General features: G+C 54.9%; 23 protein-coding genes. 15 read left to right on the top strand and 8 right to left on the bottom strand.

What is annotated here, in order from left to right; all coding sequences use genetic code 11:
• Nucleotides 1-45 precede the first annotated feature (45 nt).
• Together moaB and CYQ09_RS15835 are read right to left on the bottom strand one after the other, a co-directional pair.
• Entirely contained in the window at nucleotides 46-588 is a 543-nt protein-coding gene (gene moaB / locus CYQ09_RS15840; RefSeq protein ID WP_106746354.1) for a molybdenum cofactor biosynthesis protein B, read from the bottom strand.
• Nucleotides 585-1,364: a uracil-DNA glycosylase gene (locus CYQ09_RS15835; protein ID WP_106746353.1), complete on the bottom strand. Its 780-nt coding sequence runs from the start codon at nucleotides 1,362-1,364 to the stop codon at nucleotides 585-587. Before CYQ09_RS15835 ends, moaB begins: the two co-directional genes overlap by 4 nt.
• Before the next feature lie 103 nt (nucleotides 1,365-1,467).
• Here CYQ09_RS15835 and CYQ09_RS15830 point away from each other — a divergent pair, with 103 nt between their 5' ends.
• The 7 genes from CYQ09_RS15830 to CYQ09_RS15800 all read left to right on the top strand — a co-directional run bounded on the left by CYQ09_RS15830 (nucleotide 1,468) and on the right by CYQ09_RS15800 (nucleotide 6,667).
• Entirely contained in the window at nucleotides 1,468-2,238 is a 771-nt protein-coding gene (locus tag CYQ09_RS15830; protein ID WP_162617699.1) for a hypothetical protein, read from the top strand.
• A gap of 52 nt (nucleotides 2,239-2,290) precedes the next feature.
• A complete protein-coding gene (locus tag CYQ09_RS15825; RefSeq protein ID WP_106746351.1) occupies nucleotides 2,291-3,247 on the top strand; it encodes an aspartate carbamoyltransferase catalytic subunit in 957 nt (318 codons plus the stop codon).
• A gap of 6 nt (nucleotides 3,248-3,253) precedes the next feature.
• On the top strand, nucleotides 3,254-3,775 hold the full coding sequence (locus CYQ09_RS15820) for a hypothetical protein (protein WP_106746350.1): 522 nt from the start codon (nucleotides 3,254-3,256) through the stop codon (nucleotides 3,773-3,775).
• A gap of 40 nt (nucleotides 3,776-3,815) precedes the next feature.
• Entirely contained in the window at nucleotides 3,816-5,096 is a 1,281-nt protein-coding gene (gene pyrC, locus CYQ09_RS15815; RefSeq protein WP_106746349.1) for a dihydroorotase, read from the top strand.
• A complete protein-coding gene (plsY, locus tag CYQ09_RS15810) occupies nucleotides 5,096-5,704 on the top strand; it encodes a glycerol-3-phosphate 1-O-acyltransferase PlsY (RefSeq protein ID WP_106746348.1) in 609 nt (202 codons plus the stop codon). The genes pyrC and plsY overlap by 1 nt, the downstream gene beginning before the upstream one ends.
• Before the next feature lie 166 nt (nucleotides 5,705-5,870).
• Nucleotides 5,871-6,302 (top strand): hypothetical protein, encoded by a 432-nt coding sequence (locus CYQ09_RS15805; RefSeq protein WP_106746347.1) that lies wholly within the window; start codon nucleotides 5,871-5,873, stop codon nucleotides 6,300-6,302.
• 14 nt (nucleotides 6,303-6,316) lie between these two features.
• The gene (locus CYQ09_RS15800; protein ID WP_106359153.1) at nucleotides 6,317-6,667 is read left to right on the top strand and encodes a hypothetical protein; all 351 of its coding nucleotides are present in this window, start codon (nucleotides 6,317-6,319) and stop codon (nucleotides 6,665-6,667) included.
• Nucleotides 6,668-6,686: 19 nt separating this feature from the next.
• Here the strand turns inward: CYQ09_RS15800 and CYQ09_RS15795 are convergent, their stop codons facing one another.
• The 4 genes from CYQ09_RS15795 to CYQ09_RS15780 form a co-directional block, all read right to left on the bottom strand.
• Nucleotides 6,687-8,057: a glutamate--cysteine ligase gene (locus CYQ09_RS15795; RefSeq protein WP_106746345.1), complete on the bottom strand. Its 1,371-nt coding sequence runs from the start codon at nucleotides 8,055-8,057 to the stop codon at nucleotides 6,687-6,689.
• Between the two features lie 63 nt (nucleotides 8,058-8,120).
• Nucleotides 8,121-8,639 carry a hypothetical protein gene (locus CYQ09_RS15790; RefSeq protein WP_106746344.1) on the bottom strand — a complete coding sequence of 173 codons (519 nt, stop codon included), beginning with the start codon at nucleotides 8,637-8,639 and terminating at the stop codon, nucleotides 8,121-8,123.
• Nucleotides 8,632-9,471: a GNAT family N-acetyltransferase gene (locus tag CYQ09_RS15785; RefSeq protein WP_106746343.1), complete on the bottom strand. Its 840-nt coding sequence runs from the start codon at nucleotides 9,469-9,471 to the stop codon at nucleotides 8,632-8,634. The genes CYQ09_RS15790 and CYQ09_RS15785 overlap by 8 nt, the downstream gene beginning before the upstream one ends.
• Nucleotides 9,468-10,190: a 16S rRNA (uracil(1498)-N(3))-methyltransferase gene (locus tag CYQ09_RS15780; RefSeq protein WP_106746342.1), complete on the bottom strand. Its 723-nt coding sequence runs from the start codon at nucleotides 10,188-10,190 to the stop codon at nucleotides 9,468-9,470. The genes CYQ09_RS15785 and CYQ09_RS15780 overlap by 4 nt, the downstream gene beginning before the upstream one ends.
• A gap of 11 nt (nucleotides 10,191-10,201) precedes the next feature.
• Between CYQ09_RS15780 and ubiA the strand changes: the two genes are divergently transcribed.
• The 3 genes from ubiA to CYQ09_RS15765 are packed head-to-tail and all read left to right on the top strand — an operon-like array spanning nucleotide 10,202 to nucleotide 13,510.
• On the top strand, nucleotides 10,202-11,167 hold the full coding sequence (gene ubiA / locus CYQ09_RS15775) for a 4-hydroxybenzoate octaprenyltransferase (protein WP_106746341.1): 966 nt from the start codon (nucleotides 10,202-10,204) through the stop codon (nucleotides 11,165-11,167).
• Between the two features lie 56 nt (nucleotides 11,168-11,223).
• Nucleotides 11,224-13,170 carry an OmpA family protein gene (locus CYQ09_RS15770; protein ID WP_106746340.1) on the top strand — a complete coding sequence of 649 codons (1,947 nt, stop codon included), beginning with the start codon at nucleotides 11,224-11,226 and terminating at the stop codon, nucleotides 13,168-13,170.
• Nucleotides 13,171-13,186: 16 nt separating this feature from the next.
• Nucleotides 13,187-13,510 carry a hypothetical protein gene (locus CYQ09_RS15765; RefSeq protein ID WP_106359160.1) on the top strand — a complete coding sequence of 108 codons (324 nt, stop codon included), beginning with the start codon at nucleotides 13,187-13,189 and terminating at the stop codon, nucleotides 13,508-13,510.
• Between the two features lie 2 nt (nucleotides 13,511-13,512).
• Here CYQ09_RS15765 and CYQ09_RS15760 read toward each other — a convergent pair whose 3' ends face one another.
• A complete protein-coding gene (locus CYQ09_RS15760) occupies nucleotides 13,513-14,463 on the bottom strand; it encodes an L-threonylcarbamoyladenylate synthase (protein ID WP_106746339.1) in 951 nt (316 codons plus the stop codon).
• Between the two features lie 114 nt (nucleotides 14,464-14,577).
• Between CYQ09_RS15760 and CYQ09_RS15755 the strand changes: the two genes are divergently transcribed.
• Together CYQ09_RS15755 and CYQ09_RS15750 are read left to right on the top strand one after the other, a co-directional pair.
• Nucleotides 14,578-16,281 (top strand): acyl-CoA dehydrogenase, encoded by a 1,704-nt coding sequence (locus tag CYQ09_RS15755; protein ID WP_106746338.1) that lies wholly within the window; start codon nucleotides 14,578-14,580, stop codon nucleotides 16,279-16,281.
• On the top strand, nucleotides 16,281-17,318 hold the full coding sequence (locus CYQ09_RS15750) for an MBL fold metallo-hydrolase (RefSeq protein ID WP_106746337.1): 1,038 nt from the start codon (nucleotides 16,281-16,283) through the stop codon (nucleotides 17,316-17,318). Before CYQ09_RS15755 ends, CYQ09_RS15750 begins: the two co-directional genes overlap by 1 nt.
• An 18-nt stretch (nucleotides 17,319-17,336) precedes the next feature.
• Here the strand turns inward: CYQ09_RS15750 and CYQ09_RS15745 are convergent, their stop codons facing one another.
• Nucleotides 17,337-17,582, bottom strand: coding sequence for a DUF6356 family protein (locus tag CYQ09_RS15745; protein ID WP_106746416.1), 246 nt, complete (start codon nucleotides 17,580-17,582; stop codon nucleotides 17,337-17,339).
• A gap of 106 nt (nucleotides 17,583-17,688) precedes the next feature.
• Between CYQ09_RS15745 and CYQ09_RS15740 the strand changes: the two genes are divergently transcribed.
• The 3 genes from CYQ09_RS15740 (at nucleotide 17,689) to CYQ09_RS15730 (ending at nucleotide 18,833) form a co-directional block, all read left to right on the top strand.
• Nucleotides 17,689-18,150 carry an Lrp/AsnC family transcriptional regulator gene (locus CYQ09_RS15740; protein ID WP_106746336.1) on the top strand — a complete coding sequence of 154 codons (462 nt, stop codon included), beginning with the start codon at nucleotides 17,689-17,691 and terminating at the stop codon, nucleotides 18,148-18,150.
• A 20-nt stretch (nucleotides 18,151-18,170) separates the two neighbouring features.
• Nucleotides 18,171-18,635 (top strand): DUF6173 family protein, encoded by a 465-nt coding sequence (locus CYQ09_RS15735; protein WP_239495975.1) that lies wholly within the window; start codon nucleotides 18,171-18,173, stop codon nucleotides 18,633-18,635.
• Between the two features lie 63 nt (nucleotides 18,636-18,698).
• Nucleotides 18,699-18,833, top strand: coding sequence for an aa3-type cytochrome c oxidase subunit IV (locus tag CYQ09_RS15730; protein ID WP_106359167.1), 135 nt, complete (start codon nucleotides 18,699-18,701; stop codon nucleotides 18,831-18,833).
• Nucleotides 18,834-18,839 lie beyond the last annotated feature (6 nt).

Here is an 18,839-nt window from a genome sequence, read left to right as displayed (position 1 = left end):
AGCTAGACGCAAATGCATTTCTGCAAGATTATACGGAATACAAAACTATTTCCGTCGCAGATGTTCATCTAATCTTGGCATTATCTCGACAAAGTTACAGGGACGGTGCCGATAATCGAGCTGTTTGCACAAAATTTCATCCCACGCGTCTTTGCAAGCACCCGGACTGCCCGGCAAAGCGAACAGATATGTACCTTTTGCCACGCCAGCCGTTGCGCGGCTTTGCACAGCACTTGTCCCGATTTTTTGCATGCTAACGATGGTAAAGACCGTGCCAAAGGCGTCGATTTCTTTCTCATACACGTCGCGGTGTGCCTCGACCGTCACGTCGCGCCCCGTAAGCCCAGTCCCCCCGGTCGAGATAACCGCATCGATCCCGTCATCAGCGCACCATGCGCGCAGTTGATCCGCAATCTGCGCCCTTTCATCGGCGATGATCTTGCGATCCGCCAAGATATGTCCGTCGGCGGCGATCCGATCAACAAGCGTCTGACCTGATTTGTCATCTTCCAACTGACGTGTATCGCTTACGGTCAATACAGCAATGCGGACAGGTACAAAATCAAGCGCCTCGTCAATCCGGCTCATGTCTTTAATCTCGCGTTAACTTCTAGCAAATCGGCCCAAGCCTCGCGCTTGGCCGCAGTGTTGCGTAACAGATAGGCAGGGTGGAACATCGGCAGGCAAGGTTTGCCCAATACTTCGGTCCATGTTCCGCGTATTCGTGTAATCCCCGTCCGCCCAAGCAATGCCTGACAGGGCGTATTTCCCATCAAGATCACAACATCTGGATCAGCCAGTGCAATGTGCCGCTGCAAAAACGGCAGCATCATCGCGATTTCATCATTGCTAGGCGTTCTGTTCGATGGCGGCCGCCACGGCAGCACGTTGGTGATATAAACGCTGCGGGCAGCATCCCGTTCCGCGCGCCCCAAATTGATCGCGCCCAACATCCGATCAAGCAATTGCCCAGCACGCCCAACGAACGGCTTACCAGCACGATCCTCTTCACGGCCCGGCGCCTCGCCCACGATCATCACGCGTGCGTCAGGGTTTCCGTCACTAAACACAAAGGACCGAGCCCCGCGTTTGATTTCGCAATGTTCAAACGCTTGCATTGCGGCTGACAGTGCTGGCAGGTCGGCGGCATTTTTCGCAGCCATCTTTGCAACAGCAACCGTATCAACCTCGACCGGTTCAGGGATCGCCGGGGGACCTGAAGGAGTTTCCACTTTTGGTTTCGGCTTGGACGCCTCTAGCGTATAGCGGTCGACAGGTGTGTCCTGAATGGCGTCAGTCGCCCCCAGTTCCACCTGCCATTCCAGCAGCGCGCGGTCATCCCAATATGTGTTGCCCGAATCCATGTGGCATAGACTACGCGGGAATGCAGAGGATGTGCAGTGGCTTGTGCAAAATCTGCACAAAGGCCGCACGGTGGCTAAGCGAAGACAATGCGATGGTCAGTTCATGACACCACTTATTATCTTTCACGCCGTTATTCTTGGCCCCGCCTTGCTGCTGCCTTGGCGCTGGGTTTGGGCTTGGTTCAACCTCATTGCACTGGCCTTTAGCTACCCGTTGCTGGCCACTAGTAGCACCCTTACGGGTCGCGGTAGCACTTCCGACACACTGGCTTTCGCCTTACTGCTATGGATAGTGATATTGCTTTGCATCGCAGCTGTTCTACGCGTGGTATTTCACGCGATGCGCGAAGACGACATGACTATGCAGTTTGATCACCCAATTTTTTTCCTCCTACACTTAGGAAATGGTATTACTCTCGGTATTGGCGCAGCTTTGATCAGTGCTGCACTGATCAGCGGGGCTGGGGCGATCACCATCCACGTCGTTCTAGTTGTGTTGTCCATCACGCCGTTATTCTTTCTTCTCTACAGTGGCGTGCCAGCCATCTATTTCGGAGGCGTTGCGGTTGGTGGAATAATGCTTGCCCTGCTCAGTGCGACCTACCCAGCGAGCATTCTTTCATCAGCCCGCGCCACTGCGAACGGTGAACCGTTCTGCATCTATCTCAATCAAAGCAAGCGGTTTACCAGTAACTCGCAAGACCTTACCTTTTTAACTTTCGATAAGGGTGACTGGACTGCTCATGCCGTCTTGATCATTGGGTCTGGCGATACCGTGCGATACGGCAACTGGTCATACCATCAGCGCCAATTCATGATGCCATGGGATTTGCATACCCCCGAACCAACACTTCAATGCCCAGCAAACCATTGATGCCCCTTCGCGGACTGCTATAAGCACTATAAACCGTGACAAGGGGCCGATCATGACATTCCGCGCAAAACATCTTTTGGGCATTGAGCATCTGCACCCAACGGAAATTACCACTCTGCTGGATTTAGCCGATAGCTATGCCGAACATAACCGCCGTGGTGTCGCGCATCGTGATGTGTTGGCGGGTATGACCCAGATTAACATGTTCTTTGAAAATTCGACCCGAACACAGGCGAGCTTTGAGATTGCGGGCAAACGTTTGGGTGCCGATGTGATGAACATGGGGATGCAAGCGTCTTCGATCAAAAAGGGCGAAACGCTGATTGATACGGCGCTGACGCTGAATGCAATGCACCCTGATTTGCTGGTTGTACGGCACCCACATTCCGGTGCGGTCGATCTGCTTGCGCAAAAGGTAAACTGTGCAGTGCTGAATGCAGGCGACGGGAAACACGAACACCCAACGCAAGCATTGCTGGATGCGCTGACTATTCGCCGGGCCAAAGGTCGGCTTCACCGTCTGTCCATCGCGATTTGCGGCGATGTCGCGCATAGCCGCGTGGCACGGTCAAACATCATGCTGCTGGGCAAGATGGAAAACCGTATTCGCCTGATCGCTCCGCCAACCTTGATGCCTTCGGGGATGAATGAGTTTGGCTGCGAAGTGTTCGAGAACATGGAAGAGGGGCTAAAAGACGTCGATGTTGTCATGATGCTTCGGCTACAAAAGGAACGTATGGATGGCGGGTTCATCCCGTCAGAGCGTGAATATTTCCACCGTTACGGGCTGGACGCAGACAAACTGGCCCACGCCAAACCTGACGCCATCGTCATGCACCCCGGCCCAATGAACCGCGGTGTCGAGATCGACGGTAATATCGCCGACGACATCAACCGCTCTGTGATTCAAGAACAGGTCGAAATGGGCGTCGCCGTGCGGATGGCTGCCATGGACCTGTTGGCACAAAACCTTCGCGCGAGCCGTACGCCGCAAGGGCAAATGGTGTGACAATTGATGCAGCTTAATATCCCCGCCAACGATCACGGACAAATTCGGGTTTTTGCGACCGATCTGCCACTGCCGCCAGAAGTGACGGGCAAGTCACCCGACGCTATTACGGGGCTGTTCGGAATTAACGTTGATGTAACCTACGTTGATGTCGTTTGCATTGATGATTTGGGCGATATGAGCCTGAGCGATTATATCGCATCGGGTTATGACATGCAGCCCGACGCCGTCGACAAGGCGGCGGTCGATGCGATCACGGGTTACGCGATTTTGCTGCTTTCACGCGCGACTACCGGACAAGAGGTTACTTTGAACCTTGCACCCGGTCTGCGACATGTCACGACATACAGCCCAACCATTCGCATGACACCGCCAACTGAACTGCCCTCTGAAGGTGCCGAAGGCGTCGTTACCCCCAAGCCTACCAAAGCCCCAAAATCGGATGCACGTATGGGTGGGATGGTCGCGACTGTTGCCCTTGTCGTAATGTTTTTGATCGTTGCTATGATGATTTGGATCGCCGGATGACGCCACGCTGCCCGCTAGAATTTGAGACAGGACCCATCGCATGACCGATATGCTTTTTACTAACGCGCGCCTGATTGATCCGGTGGCCCTGACAGATAGCCTTGGCGCGTTGTTGGTGCGTGACGGCAAGATCGTAGATGTCTTTGAAACCGCCCCCGACGCGAATGGCGCGACGGTGATCGACTGCGGCGGTAAATGTCTTGCCCCCGGTATTATCGACATCGGCGTTAAGGTGTCGGAACCGGGTGAACGGCACAAGGAATCCTTTCGCTCTGCTGGCCGTGCGGCAGCCGCGGGTGGTGTGACCACGATTGTCACCCGTCCCGATACGATCCCATCTATCGACACGCCCGAAATTCTAGAGTTTGTCGAACGCCGTGCTCAAGCGGATGCGCCTGTTCACGTGTTGCCCATGGCCGCCCTAACCAAAGGCCGCGAGGGTCGCGAAATGACCGAGATCGGGTTTCTGCAGGACGCGGGCGCAGTTGCGTTTTCTGACGCTGACCGGGTGGTTACTGATACCAAAGTATTCAGCCGCGCGCTGACCTATGCCCGCAGTCTCGATGCATTGGTGATCGGTCACACCCAAGATCCAGGTCTTTCTAAAGGTGCGGCTGTAACCTCTGGCAAGTTCGCGTCCCTGCGCGGTCTGCCCGGCGTCTCGCCCATGGCTGAACGCATGGCGCTGGACCGCGATATCGCGCTGCTAGAAATGACTGGTGCGCGTTATCACGCGAGCCAAATCACGACAGCCCGCGCCCTGCCCGCGCTAGAACGTGCCAAGCGCAACGGGCTTGATATTACCGCAGGCGTAAGCGTTCATCACCTGACGCTGAATGAAATGGATGTCGCTGACTACCGTACATTCTTTAAGGTCAAGCCACCCCTGCGCAGCGAAGAAGACCGTGTCGCCGTTGTCCAAGCTGTCGCTGACGGGCTGATCGACATCATCTGTTCGATGCACACGCCGCAAGACGAAGAAAGCAAACGTCTGCCCTATGAGGAAGCAGCCAGCGGTGCCGTAGCACTTGAAACGCTGCTGCCCGCCGCCTTACGCCTGTACCACGCGGAAATGATCGACCTGCCGCGACTGTTCCGGGCGTTGTCGTTAAACCCGGCACGGTTGCTACGGCTTGACGCCGGTCGGTTACTTGCGGGTGCGCCAGCTGACCTCATCTTGTTCGACCCTGATGCCCCGTTCCAATTGGATCGGACTAAGCTTTTGTCGAAATCGAAAAATACCCCCTTTGACGGTGCGCGTATGCAGGGCAAGGTGCTGGGAACTTGGGTCGATGGCGAACGCGTTTGGGAGAAAGCATAATGCCTGCAATTGAAAGTGGCTTTGCAGTTTTAGCCTTATGGGCTGTGATTGGTTATCTTTTCGGGTCGTTGTCCGGCGGTATGCTCATGGCGCGTGTGATGAACCTTGGGAACCTGCGCGAAATCGGTTCAGGCAATATCGGCGCGACCAATGTGCTACGGACAGGCAACAAAAAGGCGGCTGCGCTTACCCTGCTGTTTGACGCCGCCAAAGGGGCGATCGTCGTATTGCTTGCCCGCGCCTTTGCGGGCGAAGACGCCGCGCAAATTGGTGCGCTTGCTGCCTTTGTTGGGCACTGCTTTCCAGTATGGTTGAATTTCAAGGGTGGTAAGGGTGTTGCGACTTACATCGGCATCTTGCTGGCACTGGCATGGCCGATGGGATTGGTTGCCTGTTTGATCTGGCTCGTGATGGCGGCAGTCACGCGGTATTCATCGCTTGCTGCGCTGGTCGCTGCAGGTTGGACGCCCATCGTAATGGCGTTCACCGGATATGGGCATAGTTTCTTTTTGGCCGCGCTTCTTTGTCTGCTGATTTATTTTCGGCATTGGGACAATATTAAACGCCTGAAAGCCAACACCGAGACCAAGATCGGGGCTAAGGGTTAACCAAACAATCATCGCATTAGCGACACGGATACGAGGCGTAGTTGTTCATTCAGCTGCGCCTTTTTCTGTTGGCTCACCACGCCCACGGTAAATCCTTGACTTACCTGTACGTACTGCTATTTCTGTTAATACAGAAATTAAGTTAATCAGAATCGGTGAGGTTCAAATGTCTGCCGCAACTCTACTTGCCCCAAATAATCCGAAGCGGACCATCCGCTACTCCGTTAACCCAACGGCATTCGTTGCTGCGCTAATTCTCGCACCCATCAGCGTAACTTTACTGACGTGTTGGACCATCATCGGCCTTTTTGCTCTCCCGTTTGGGGCAATTCCGTACTTGCTGCTGGGCACTCCAGTGTTGCTATGGGCAGTGACACGGATCGAACCCGAACTCTGGAGCTACGCCACACTTGGCTTTGCTGTGAATTTGGTTTGCTTGCTTGCCAGCCTCGCGGCGCATGCTCTCAGCCTAAGCAGCCAGAGCGAGCAGCTAGTTTTCATATTCGCATACGGCCTACTTTTCGGTGCTCTTTACGCAGGCGCTTTTGGCGTCATTTACGCAAATCTCTATCCAAACAGACGCATCCTACAAATCTAGAAGGACAAAACACTATGCTTAGTTATTTGATGCTTTACTTCGGACTAGCCGCCGGCGCGTTGGCGGGGCTGTCATTCATGATCTTTAAGATCGGGAGCGCACTTGCCGATTGCCCAGACACTGGGCGTGCCGCGAAAGCCGGATCAATGACGATTGTCGCTGGGTTTGTCGCCATCGGTGCAGGCGGTGTCATTTTGATCGCGGCAGGTGTGCTAGCAGTTTTGCCACACATGGCACCAGCTGGCGTTTTGACTGCGCTTGGCCTTGCCGTGCTTTGCCTTGGGCTTGGGTTTACGCAAGCTGTTGCAACGCTGCGTGACATCGTTGCACAAGCAGCGGCACGGGTAAGCGCCGCCACTGAATAACGAAAGCCTCTGAAACGGATTAATAGCTGTATTCGCTGTAGATCCGTTTCAGATCACCATTCCAATCGCCATTGTAATGATCCAGCAATTCATCGGCCAAGGTCTTGCCTGACTCAATGCTTTCTTTCAGCGCGTTTAGGAAATGGGTTTCGTCCGGGATCAGGCCACCAGCACCGGGGCGTGCGCGGTTCTTTAGGCCAGCTTCAGAAATAGCAACGACCTCGCGGGCGAGTTCATGCATATTGATCCCACCGACCTGTGCCTGAAGCCCATCAACAGAGGCAGCCACACGCAGGGCTTCGCGCTGTTCTGCTGTCCAGTCTTTACAAATATCCCAAGCAGCATCGAGCGCTGTTTGGTCATAGGTCAGCCCAGTCCAGAACGCAGGCAAAGCGCATAGACGACGCCAAGGCCCACCATCTGCGCCGCGCATTTCAATAAACTGCTTCATACGCGCTTCGGGGAATACGGTTGTCAGGTGGTCGGCCCAATCTGACAAAAGCGGTTTTTCACCCGGCAATGCAGGCAATTCACCCTTAAGGAAGTCGCGGAACGACATGCCCAGCGCATCGATGTATTTGCCATCGCGGTAAACAAAGTACATCGGCACATCAAGAACCCACTGAACCCAGGCTTCGAACCCGAAACCTTCGTCGAACACGAATGGGATCATGCCTGTACGCGACGCGTCAAGGTCACGCCAAATACGTGAACGCCACGATTTGTGACCGTTTACTTTGCCTTCAAAGAACGGCGAACTTGCGAACAAGGCGGCGGCAACCGGCTGTAGCGCCACGGCGACACGCATCTTTTGGACCATGTCGGCCTCTGACCCGAAATCAAGGTTCACTTGCACGGTGCACGTCCGACGCATCATCGCCGTGCCCATTGTACCCACCTTTTTCATGTAGGCGTCCATCAATTTGTAACGGCCTTTGGGCATCAGTGGCATTTCTTCGTGGGTCCATTTGGGGGCTGCGCCAACACCGATGAATTTCACTCCGATCTCGTCCGAGACTGATTTTACCTCGGCTAAGTGCGTATTCACTTCGTCGCAAGTCTGGTGGATCGTCTCGAGCGGGGCACCGGACAATTCAAGCGCACCACCGGGTTCCAAGCTGACATTCGCGCCGTCTTTGGTCAGGCCGATGATCTTGCCTTCTTCCTCAACACGCGACCAGCCAAAACGGCCTTCCAGCCCCTCAAGCACGGCTTTGATCGAACGCTCGCCCTCGTAGGGAAGCGGACGCAAGGAGTCCTCGCAATAGCCGAACTTCTCGTGCTCGGTGCCGATGCGCCATTGGTCCTTGGGTTTGCACCCCTTAGAGAGCATCTCGGCCAGTTGATCGTGATGTTCGATTGGGCCACCACCGGACTGAGGAATAGACATGGCGCGCGCTCCGTGCTTGCTGCGTTTCAGAATTTCTATCGGTGACGTGCCGCAAGGCGCATGTCAATGCAAGACCGGACGAACCCTTGCCCAAACGGTGACGCGCGCATCTGGTGTGCGTGAAAGCACGTCAAGCATATCGCCCGTCTTAATCCCCGGCAATCCGGCGAAAACGTCGAACAATGCTTCGGCCCCGGTCGCATTGATTGGAATTGATAAGTTTTGCCCGCCAACACCGGTCAGCACCCAGTTGGGGTTTGGGTGCGCGCTTGGGTCAAGCTCAAGCTTGGTCAAGTCTGCAACATCAATGACGCCCCCGTCTAGTGGCCCATAATAGGACAATCTACGTTCGTTGATTTGCACAACACCGGCCCCCACCCCATCTTGACGAAATCGCGCGCGCTGCACACCAGCAGCCGCAAGCACAACCCCGATCAATACCACGAGGTATCCCAGCCATTGCACCGCACCAAAGGCCCGCAACCCCCACCACAGCCCCAGAACGATCAGCCCGATACCAATCAACGTATCGCGCCAGCGCCATAGAAACGCGCGAACCTCGGGGCGAAGAAAATCAGACATGGACCACCTGTGGTTCCTCATAAAGCAGAATAGAAAACGCGCCGATCTTGTTGAAACCAATCGCCTCATATGCACGCGCAGCGTTGTCACTTGCCGCAAATAGGATTGCGTCTTTCACACCGTTATTGTGTGCCTCTTTTAGGTGGAGCCCAACAGCCCGTCGCGCAACCCCTTGCCCCCGGAATTCAGGCTGTGTGTAAACACCACCAATCTGAACGACCTGCGGCAACTGCGCATTAAACCCTGTCATCGCAACAGGCGTTCCATCGCGATAAAGCGCCCGGTGGCTATTCGCATCAAGATATGCGGCAATATCTTTGGCCGCTGTTACATCGGGCTCTTCTCCCGGCACGGGCATGACTTCGGTCAGATAAGCAGTCCGCCAGCCCAGCACAGTTTCTTTGGGCGCATCCGCCAGTGGATACAGTTCAAACCCTTCGCAATCAGGCAACTGCAGATCCGACAGCGATAAATGGTAAAGCGGTTCAACGTCATCGATTCCGGGCTCAACTTGCCAGCTCAACGCCTGCCGCAGAGCCGCCACTTGCCGCGCATCGCCCAAAATCCCACGATACGCCTGCCCTGCTAAGACAGCCCTGATATCACCCCACGGGCCAGTCGGGCATTGCGGGAACAAGAAGCCCTCGTCCGTCACAGTCAGCACATCGGTGATTTGCCCATCCAGCCAACGCGCCCAAAACGTCACAGCACGCGGGTGACCACCCGACATGCCGTAGCTGCGTAAGTTCGAAAGCGGAAACATCGACGTGGCGATGTGGTTGGTCAGGAATGCCTCAATCGCGAGGCGGTCAGCCTCGGTCGCGCGGATCACCCCCAGTCCCCCAGAGCCTGTTGCCAAACTGTTAGTGCGGCGACTGCTGCGGTGTCTGCACGCAAGATGCGTGGGCCTAGGCTTACGGGGTGGCTGAAGGGGAGTGCGTGGAGCTTTTCGCGCTCGGCCGGGGAAAACCCGCCTTCGGGGCCGATTAGGATCGCCCATGGGCCGGGTGCGTCTGGCAGGCCGATAGGGTCCCCGATTTTTGCTTCATCGCAGAACATCAACTGACGGTCTGCGGGCCAGTCGGCCAGCAGGCGGTCCAGCTTTTTCAATTCTTCCACTTGGGGCACAAAGGTACCACCGCATTGCTCGGCGGCCTCGACCGCGTGGGCCTGTAGCTTGTCTTGGCGAATGCGATTCGCGCTTTGGGTATATTCTGTTTGCGCAGGGATAATCCGTGCGGCCCCCATTTCGACAGCTTTTTCAACGATGAACGCGGTGCGTTCTTTGCGGATCGGGGCGAATATCAGCCACAGGTCAGGCGGCATTTGTAGCGGACGCGTCAGTGTCTGACACAGCAGGATACCGCCTTTTTTGCCTGCTTTCACAACCTCTGCGTCCCATTCGCCGTCGCGGCTGTTGATCAAAGATAGCACCGTGCCCTCGGCAATTCGCATCACCCCAAACAGGTAATGCGCCTGATCACGATCAAGCGGAACTGATTGCCCTTCACCCAGCGGGTGATCTACATAAAGTCGAACCTTGGAAGCCATAGGCGGACCATATGACCGAGAACGCGCCAACACCAGAGCCGACAGGCACAGTTTCTGATGCCGTAACGGGGAATTGGGTCGATACCATCGCCCCAGCCTTTACCCGCCCCTATCTGCGGCTATCGCGCGCGGACCGTCCTATTGGAACATGGCTGTTGTATATGCCCTGCCTGTGGGCGTTGGGGCTGGCGATGCTGGCGACGAAAAGCGCAAGCATGCATGATCTTTGGATTGCCGTTGCGTGTGGTATCGGCGCATTCCTGATGCGCGGTGCTGGCTGTACTTGGAATGACATCACGGATCGGCACATCGATGACAAAGTCGCACGCACCCGGTCACGACCCATTCCATCGGGCCAAGTCACCGTGCGTGGCGCTGTCATCTGGATGATTGCGCAAGCGCTTATTGCTTTCGTAATTTTGTTAACCTTCTATTGGGTGGCGATTATTCTTGGGGTGCTCGCGCTTTTGCCTGTTGCAATTTATCCGTTTGCAAAACGGTTTACATGGTGGCCACAGGTATTCTTGGGGCTTGCGTTTAACTGGGGTGCATTGCTTGCTTGGGCTGCGCACACGGGCAGCATTGGGCCAGTGCCCGTCATATTATACTTGGCGGGCATCGCATGGACGTTGTTCTACGATACAATCTACGCCCACCAAGACACAGAAGATGATGCGCTTATCGGCGTAAAATCCACCGCCCGCCTATTCGGAGATAAATCTAGGCAATGGCTACGGCTGTTTTTAACAGTCACCATTTTGCTGTTTGGCGCTGCCGTGGTTTTGGCCTGCATTGATCGCAGCATATTATCATTGGTGATCGCACTTGGTGGCCCTTGGGCGCTTGGATGGCATCTGACATGGCAGCTTGGGCGTTTCGATCCTGACAACAATGACATTCTGCTGCGCCTTTTCAGGTCAAACCGAAACGCTGGACTAATTGTTCTGCCATTTTTCGCTGTTGCCATGTTCGTGTGATTGAACAACGACGCAGCTAGTCCTATTCAGGACGCCAATCAACAAAGCGGATACGCATGCGCCTTTCAGCAGTTTTCATTCGTCTCGTCGCCTTTTCCGTCGCGGGCTTAGTTTCCGTCGGCGCGGCACGCACCACAGTATCTGTCGTTGAAGAGCGCTCGGTGCAAGGCGTGCAAGAAACCCTTATCAATCAGGGTTATTTATGGGCCAACGTATTGGGTGACGGTCTGCAGGTCATCATCGAAGGGCAAGCCCCAACAGAAGCCGTTCGGTTCCGTGCGATCTCTGCTGCGGGGGGGATCGTGGATGCAAGCCGCGTGATCGACAACATGTCTGTTGCTGATTCGGAAAAGATCGCGGCACCCGAATTCGCCATCGAAATTCTGCGCAACGATAGCGGCGTGTCACTGATCGGGCTTATTCCGGCTTCAACAGATCGTGAGGATTTGGCCGACCAAATTCGCGATATTGCTGACGGCCAGCCCGTTACCGACCTTCTTGAAGTCGCCGATTACCCAACGCCAGACAATTGGCGCCGCGCATTGAACTACGGTTTTCGCGCGCTTGAAATGCTACCGCGTTCAAAAATTTCGGTGAATGCTGACCGCGTGATCGTCAATGCAATTTCTGACAGCCCCGAAGAAAAGCACCGCCTTGAAACGGCACTGGCGCGCAACACACCTGATGACGTTGCCCTATCAATCGACATCAGCGCGCCGCGACCCGTTATTTCGCCGTTCACTGTTCGGTTCGGGATAGACGAAGACGGTCCAATGTTTGACGCATGTGCTGCGGACACAAGCGAAGCTGTTGCCGCAATTATCGCCGCTGCATCTGATGCCGGCTATACGGATCAGGTGAACTGCACATTGGCGCTTGGCGCGCCATCGCGCCGCTGGGGCGAGGCCGTCGCGCTTGCAATCAAAGCTGTTGGCGACCTTGAGGGCGGAACAGTCACAATTGCAGACACAGACATAACCTATCTTGCCCCAATGGGCACGGACCCTCGAAAATTCGACGATGTCATTGGGGCGCTTGAAAATGCGCTGCCTGACGCATTTGCGGTCATCGCAGAGCTACCCGTTATGCCCGAAGCCATACCCGGTGGCCCACCACGCTTTACCGCCACGCTTAGCCCAGAAGGCGAAGTGCAATTGCGGGGTCGTATTCCAGACGAGCTGACAAACACTGTCGCAGAAAACTTTGCCATCGCAAAATTTGGCCAAGGTAACATCACCATGGGCACACGTGTTGTCGATGGTCTGCCATCTGGCTGGTCTGTGCGGGTCCTTGCGGGTATCGAAGCGCTTTCCGAACTTTCAAACGGTTCAATCGTTGTGGAACCTGATACGCTAGAAATTCGCGGAAACACCGGAAACGAAGTGGCCAGTGCAGATATTTCGCGTTTACTGATCGAAAAGCTGGGGCAGACTGCCGATTTCGATATCGACGTGACTTACGTCAAACAGCTAGATCCTATCGCGAGCCTACCAACCCCGGAAGAATGCATTGCTCAAATTTCCTCGGTTACGGCTGATCGTAAAATTACGTTCGACCCAAGTTCAGCTGACATTTCCGCTGGGGCGGTACCGTTGATTGATGACATCGCGGATATTTTGAAAAAGTGCGGTGACTTGCGCATTCAAGTCGCGGGCTTCACCGACAGTCAGGGCCGCGAAGAAATGAACCAGCAACTGTCGCAACGCCGCGCGGATGCTGTTTTGACTGCTCTGCGGGCCCGCCGCGTCCCTGTTTCAACGTTCGAATCGATTGGTTTTGGTGAAGAAAACCCCATCGCGGATAACGACACCGAAGACGGACGTGAAGCAAACCGCCGGATCGAGTTTAGTTTGATCGTCCCGGAACCAATCCCCGAGGAAGAAACGACATTAGAGGCGATTGCAGAGGAAAGCCCTCTGCCTACCGCAACGCCTGACGAAGACGCGACAGACGAAGAAGAAGCCCCGACCGAAGAACCCGCAGAAGACGCGGCCACAGAATAACCAGAAGGCAAAGACGTTGAACAGAACCGAATTCATTATCGCCACTGCGATCATCCTGTTTGTAGCTTTCGCCCTTGGTTGGTTTGCAAGCTGGTTGGTCAATCGTTTCACCCGCGTCACCAAGGCCGAAATCGGCGAATTAGATAAGATGGCGCAGTCCTTGCACGAAGCAGAAGAAACGCGTGATCAGGCGATCACCTATCTGCAACAGCGCGAGGCTGAGATGACTAATCAGCTATCCCAGACAGAGGCTGAACTGCGTGCTGCAATGGACGGTTTACGCGAAGCGCGCCACGAAGCAGAAGAACTGCGCGCATATGTGGAACGCCAAAATAACTGATCTTAATCGCGCGGCGCGGCGGCACGGTTTAGCCGATCGTTGATCGCCCGCCCCAATCCATGATCGGGAATTGGCGATACAGCAATCCGTGTCGCGCCCATTGCATCAAGTTGGTGAAGACAGCCAAACAATCGTGCTGCCGCTTCGGTTAGGTCACCCGCAGGTGACAGGTTCAAATCGGCATCTACAGCACCAAACCCCAATACAACCTCACCATCGTCGGCTGCATCCGCATTTAACCGGACCCGCCCTTGCGGTGCATAATGTGACGCAAGCTGACCCGGTGACATCGGAGTTTCAGGATCGTCGGGCATAAGGATAGGTCGTCCAAGACATGCCGCTATCGCTTCGGATGGAATGCCGCCGGCCCGCAAAAGTGCGGGTTCACCCACGCAACTTACGATCGTTGACTCCACGCCGACGCTGCAAGGACCACCATCAATGACGGCATCAATTTTTCCGTCAAGCCCGGCAATAACATGATCTGCCGTTGTGGGGCTGATTCGGCCCGATGGGTTGGCAGACGGGGCCGCAACTGGGCCACCGAAAGTCTGTAGAAATTCTTGGGCCACCGCGTGATCCGGCACGCGTACAGCAAGCGTATCTAGCCCGGCAGTGACCAGTTTGGACACGCCGGCATCAGGTTTCAGCGGCAGAACCAACGTCAACGCGCCCGGCCAAAATGCAGCTGCTAGCGCACGCGCATCATCGTTAAACACACAATATTTTTCAGCTGCCTCCACACCATCAAGATGAACGATCAGCGGATTAAAACTGGGGCGTCCTTTGGCCGCATAAATCCCAGCAACAGCCGTGTCATTACAGGCATCAGCGCCCAGCCCATAGACTGTCTCGGTGCCGAACGCGACAAGCCCACCGGCACGCAAGATATCAGCGGCTTTGGTGAAACCTTGGGCATTTGGTGCAAGTTTTAGCAAAGGCGCGTGAATCATGACGTGGCGTTTCGGTTGATGGGTCTGCAAGCACAGGTAGGTTAGACAAGAATGATTGATGCATAGCCGTGGCACCTCTGTTTGCCAAGCGGATGCATAGAGTGGAGAATACCAATGGCTTATCGCGCACCTGTCGGCGATTTTCGTTTCCTGATGGATCATGTTGTCAGCTTTGGCGACGTGACGAACACCGACCGTTTTGCGGAAAGCACACCGGATATGGTTGATGCTATTCTTACTGAAGCTGCCAAAATGTGTGAAGAAATCATCGCACCACTGAACCGCGCTGGTGATTTACACCCTGCAAAGCTGGAAAACGGCGTTGTCCGTACATCCCCTGGCTTCGCCGAAGGGTACCGCGCGATCGCGGATGGCGGTTGGATTGGTATGTCCGCGTCAACCGACGTTGGCGGCATGGGCCTTCCGATGACGTTGACTACCGCAGTGAATGACATGATGTCCAGTTCCTGCCTATCTTTGCAGCTCAACCCACTGATGTCCCAAGGTCAAATCGAAGCGCTGGAACATCACGCGTCTGACGTGATCAAAAACCTGTACGTTCCGAAAATGATCTCGGGTGAGTGGTGCGGCACGATGAACCTGACTGAACCGCAGGCGGGGTCAGATGTTGGTGCGTTGCGCTCAAAGGCTGAACCAAACGGCGACGGATCGTTCGCGATTTCAGGGCAGAAAATTTATATCACTTGGGGCGACAACGACTTTACGGAAAACGTCTGCCACCTGGTTCTTGCACGTCTTCCTGATGGGGTGCCCGGCACCAAAGGAATCAGCCTGTTCATGGTCCCCAAGTTTATTCCCGACGCCGACGGCAACCCTGGCAAGCGCAACAACCTGCGTGTCGTCAGCCTAGAGCACAAGCTTGGCCTGCACGGATCACCAACCGCCGTCATGGAATACGACGGCGCGACCGGTTGGCTAGTTGGCCCAGAGCATGGCGGCATGGCCGCAATGTTCACAATGATGAATAACGCCCGCCTTGGCGTGGGCGTACAGGGTATTGGCATCGCCGAAGCGGCATACCAACACGCATTGGCCTATGCCCAAGATCGCACCCAAGGCAAAGCTGGCGGATCAGGCGCGATCATTGAACACGCTGACGTGCGCCGCATGCTGGCCAGCATGAAGGCCGACACTTATGCAGCCCGTGCGATTTCTTTGATGAACGCCGTTGCGATTGACATGACAACGGCAACCGGTGACGCAGGCTGGAAAGCGCGCGCAGCATTCCTGACCCCAATCACCAAGGCCTTTGGCACTGATGTCGGCATGGAAGTGTCTAGCACAGGTGTGCAGGTCCACGGTGGCATGGGCTTTATCGAAGAAACCGGTGCGGCACAGTTTTCGCGTGATGTGCGCGTGACTGCGATCTACGAAGGCACCAACGGCATTCAGGCGATGGACCTTGTTGCGCGCAAGCTCATGGACGGTGGCGAAGCTGCATTCCGCCTGCTTGAGGAAATTGAACAAGGCGCAGAAGCTGCCAAAACCACGCACCCCGAATTGGCAGAGGCCGTTTGGCAATCTGCGGAATCCTTGCGCGAAGCAACCGAATGGCTGGTCGAGCAAAGTGACCTAAATCAGCGATTTGCAGGTGCGGTACCTTACCTTCGGGCCTTTGCACGTGTATTAGGTGGGCATGTTCATCTTGCTTCTGCAATGGCCGGAGATGCGTCACGCGTGAAATTGGCAACCTTCTATATCAAACGATTGCTGCCAGAACACGCTGGTCTGCTTGCCCATGTGCGTGAAGGCGCGGATGATCTGCTGGCAATCACAGCCGAAGATCTGGTCGCGTAATGGCGGACGGCGTCAGCGGCATCCGTTATCCGTTCGACGTCCCGCCTGAGCAAGGCGAAGCAATTACTGTGGCACCTGGCGTTCTTTGGATGCGCTTGCCGCTGCCGATGGCGCTGGACCATGTAAATGTCTACGCGCTTGACGATGGCGACAGCTGGACGGTGATTGACACAGGATTTGCCAGTCACAGCAGTCGGAAAATTTGGCAAAACTTGCTCGATGGCCCGCTAGCTGGCAAACCCGTTGGGCGGGTTGTCGTAACACACCACCACCCTGATCATGTCGGGCTCGCCGGTTGGTTCATAGCCAACGGAGCAAGCCTAAGCATGCCGCGCACGGGATGGTTGATGGCGCGCATGCTAACGCTTGATGTACAAGAGGTCACACCAGACGAAACGCTCGCCTTCTATAAGCGTGCCGGCATGGAACCGGCCGAGTTTGAACGACGTGCGACGGAGCGTCCATTCAACTTTTTTGACTGCGTCACGCCGCTCCCGCTTGGCTATCATCGTTTGATAGATGGCGAAACGATCCAAATGGGTGGCCGTACATGGGACATTCGCATGGGTGACGGACACGCGCCCGAACACGCAACATTTTGGAGCCGCGACGACAACCTAGTCATTGGCGGCGACCAACTGCTTCCATCAATTAGCGCGAATTTAGGTGTTTACCCAACAGAACCAGAAGCCGATCCTGTTGGCGATTGGCTGGCATCTTGCGAAAAGCTTGCGCCATTTGCAAAGGACGATCAGCTTGTCTTGGGCGGTCATAAGCTGCCATTTACTGGGCTACCGCTGCGATTAGATCAGATGATTGGCAACCACCACAGCGCGCTATCGCGGTTGCGCAAACATCTTGCTGAACCTCGGTCGGCAGCGGAGTGCTTTCCCCCGTTATTCAAGCGCAGTATCGGCCCTACTGAGTATGGGCTCGCCTTGGTCGAGGCAGTCGCCCATGTGAATCACCTGCATCAAAATGGACAGGTCACACGAACAATGCGCAGCGACGGCGCATGGGTGTTTCAAGCCAAGTAAGGTGGATTAAAATCCACCCTACGCCGTGTGACGATTTTCGATCCGCCCATACAAGCGTTTCAAAATACGGCTTGCCGTTGTTTCGCACAACGCGGGTATAAACGCATGGATCAACGCCGCCCCAGCAGCGATTGCCATCCAAAAGCAAAACCCAAGCGCAAACCGCATATGTCCCAAATAGGTTTCATTCACTGTTGCCGGATGATCAAGAAATACAGCCGCGATAGAATTGCGGCGTGGCGTGTTTTGAGAGGTATGAGACATTGGCGAGCCTTTGCTAAGTAGTTTCAAACAGCCTAGCGGAACATCGCCTTGCAGCGATCCCAATTTTCACTAGATATACGTCACTTTTTGAGACAAAATATCAAATATGACACATATATTAGACGAAACAGATCGCGCTATTCTAAGATCCTTACAAATTGATGCAGCCCAATCCGTTGATGATATTAGCGCAAAAGTGCATCTTTCGCGGAACGCCTGTTGGCGACGTATAAAAGCGATGGAGCAATCAGGCGTCATCACAGGCCGCGTCGCATTGGTTGACCCCGCCAAGGTAGGCGCCCCGCTTACCGCGATGGTATTGATCCGCACAAATGCGCATGACGCCAAATGGATGGCAGAATTTCAAACAACGCTACGCTCTTTACCCGAAGTTGTCGGCGCTTACCGCATGACCGGGGATCTAGATTACGTCTTGCGCGTGCGCGTCGCAGACGTTCCTGCCTATGATAATTTCTACAAACGGCTGACTTCACGCATTTCTGTCTCGGACATTTCGGCAAGTTTCGTTATGGAGGAAATCAAAGACACAACTGCGGTGCCCTTATGACCTCTGATACGCCACTCCACATGAATATCGATACCTCTGCCGAGCTGTTGGAAAACGACATCCTGCCCAAAACGCAAGAGGTGCACACCGATCCAAACGTGCCCTGCCCGTCGTCGACAAAGCTGCCCAAGGCGCTTGGCGAATCGATTACAAAGAAAAGCCCCGCGCAATGGGCCTATGAGCGGATCATTATGTATATCCAGAACTTTGAAAAGCAGTTGGACAACGACCACGAAGTCGGCGTTGGCTTGGCAGGCGGCCTGACAGGGGTGATCCGCATCGAAGGTTTAGGGTATTACGACCCCGATATCGTAACCTATTATGGGACGAATGAGGCAGGTGCGAAAACGCAGCTTATTCAGCATGTGAGCCAAATGAATGTCACACTGATCGCCAGCCCAAAGAACATTGATCAGCCAGAACCAAAGCGGATCGGCTTTCAACTGGCGGCGGCGCTTGAACGCGATGTAGATGTGACCACCTGACCGGGTGACAGCCTCGGAATTATCGTCTATGCGATACTAAATCGACCACTAAGGAATCTAAGCATGTCTGACTACAAACCCGGCGAAATGGACATCACAGCGCAAGAAAAAGCATTCAACGGCTTTATCAGCATGGTGACAAAAGGCTCTATCTTCTGCATTTTCTTGTTGATCTTTATTGCGCTGGTTAACGGCTAATCAATA

It is taken from the genome of Yoonia maritima (genome assembly GCF_002933395.1).
Taxonomy (GTDB): Bacteria; Pseudomonadota; Alphaproteobacteria; order Rhodobacterales; family Rhodobacteraceae; genus Yoonia; species Yoonia maritima_A.
The sequence above is the reverse complement of the archived record's forward strand: the minus strand, read 5'-3'. Positions and strand labels throughout refer to the sequence as shown.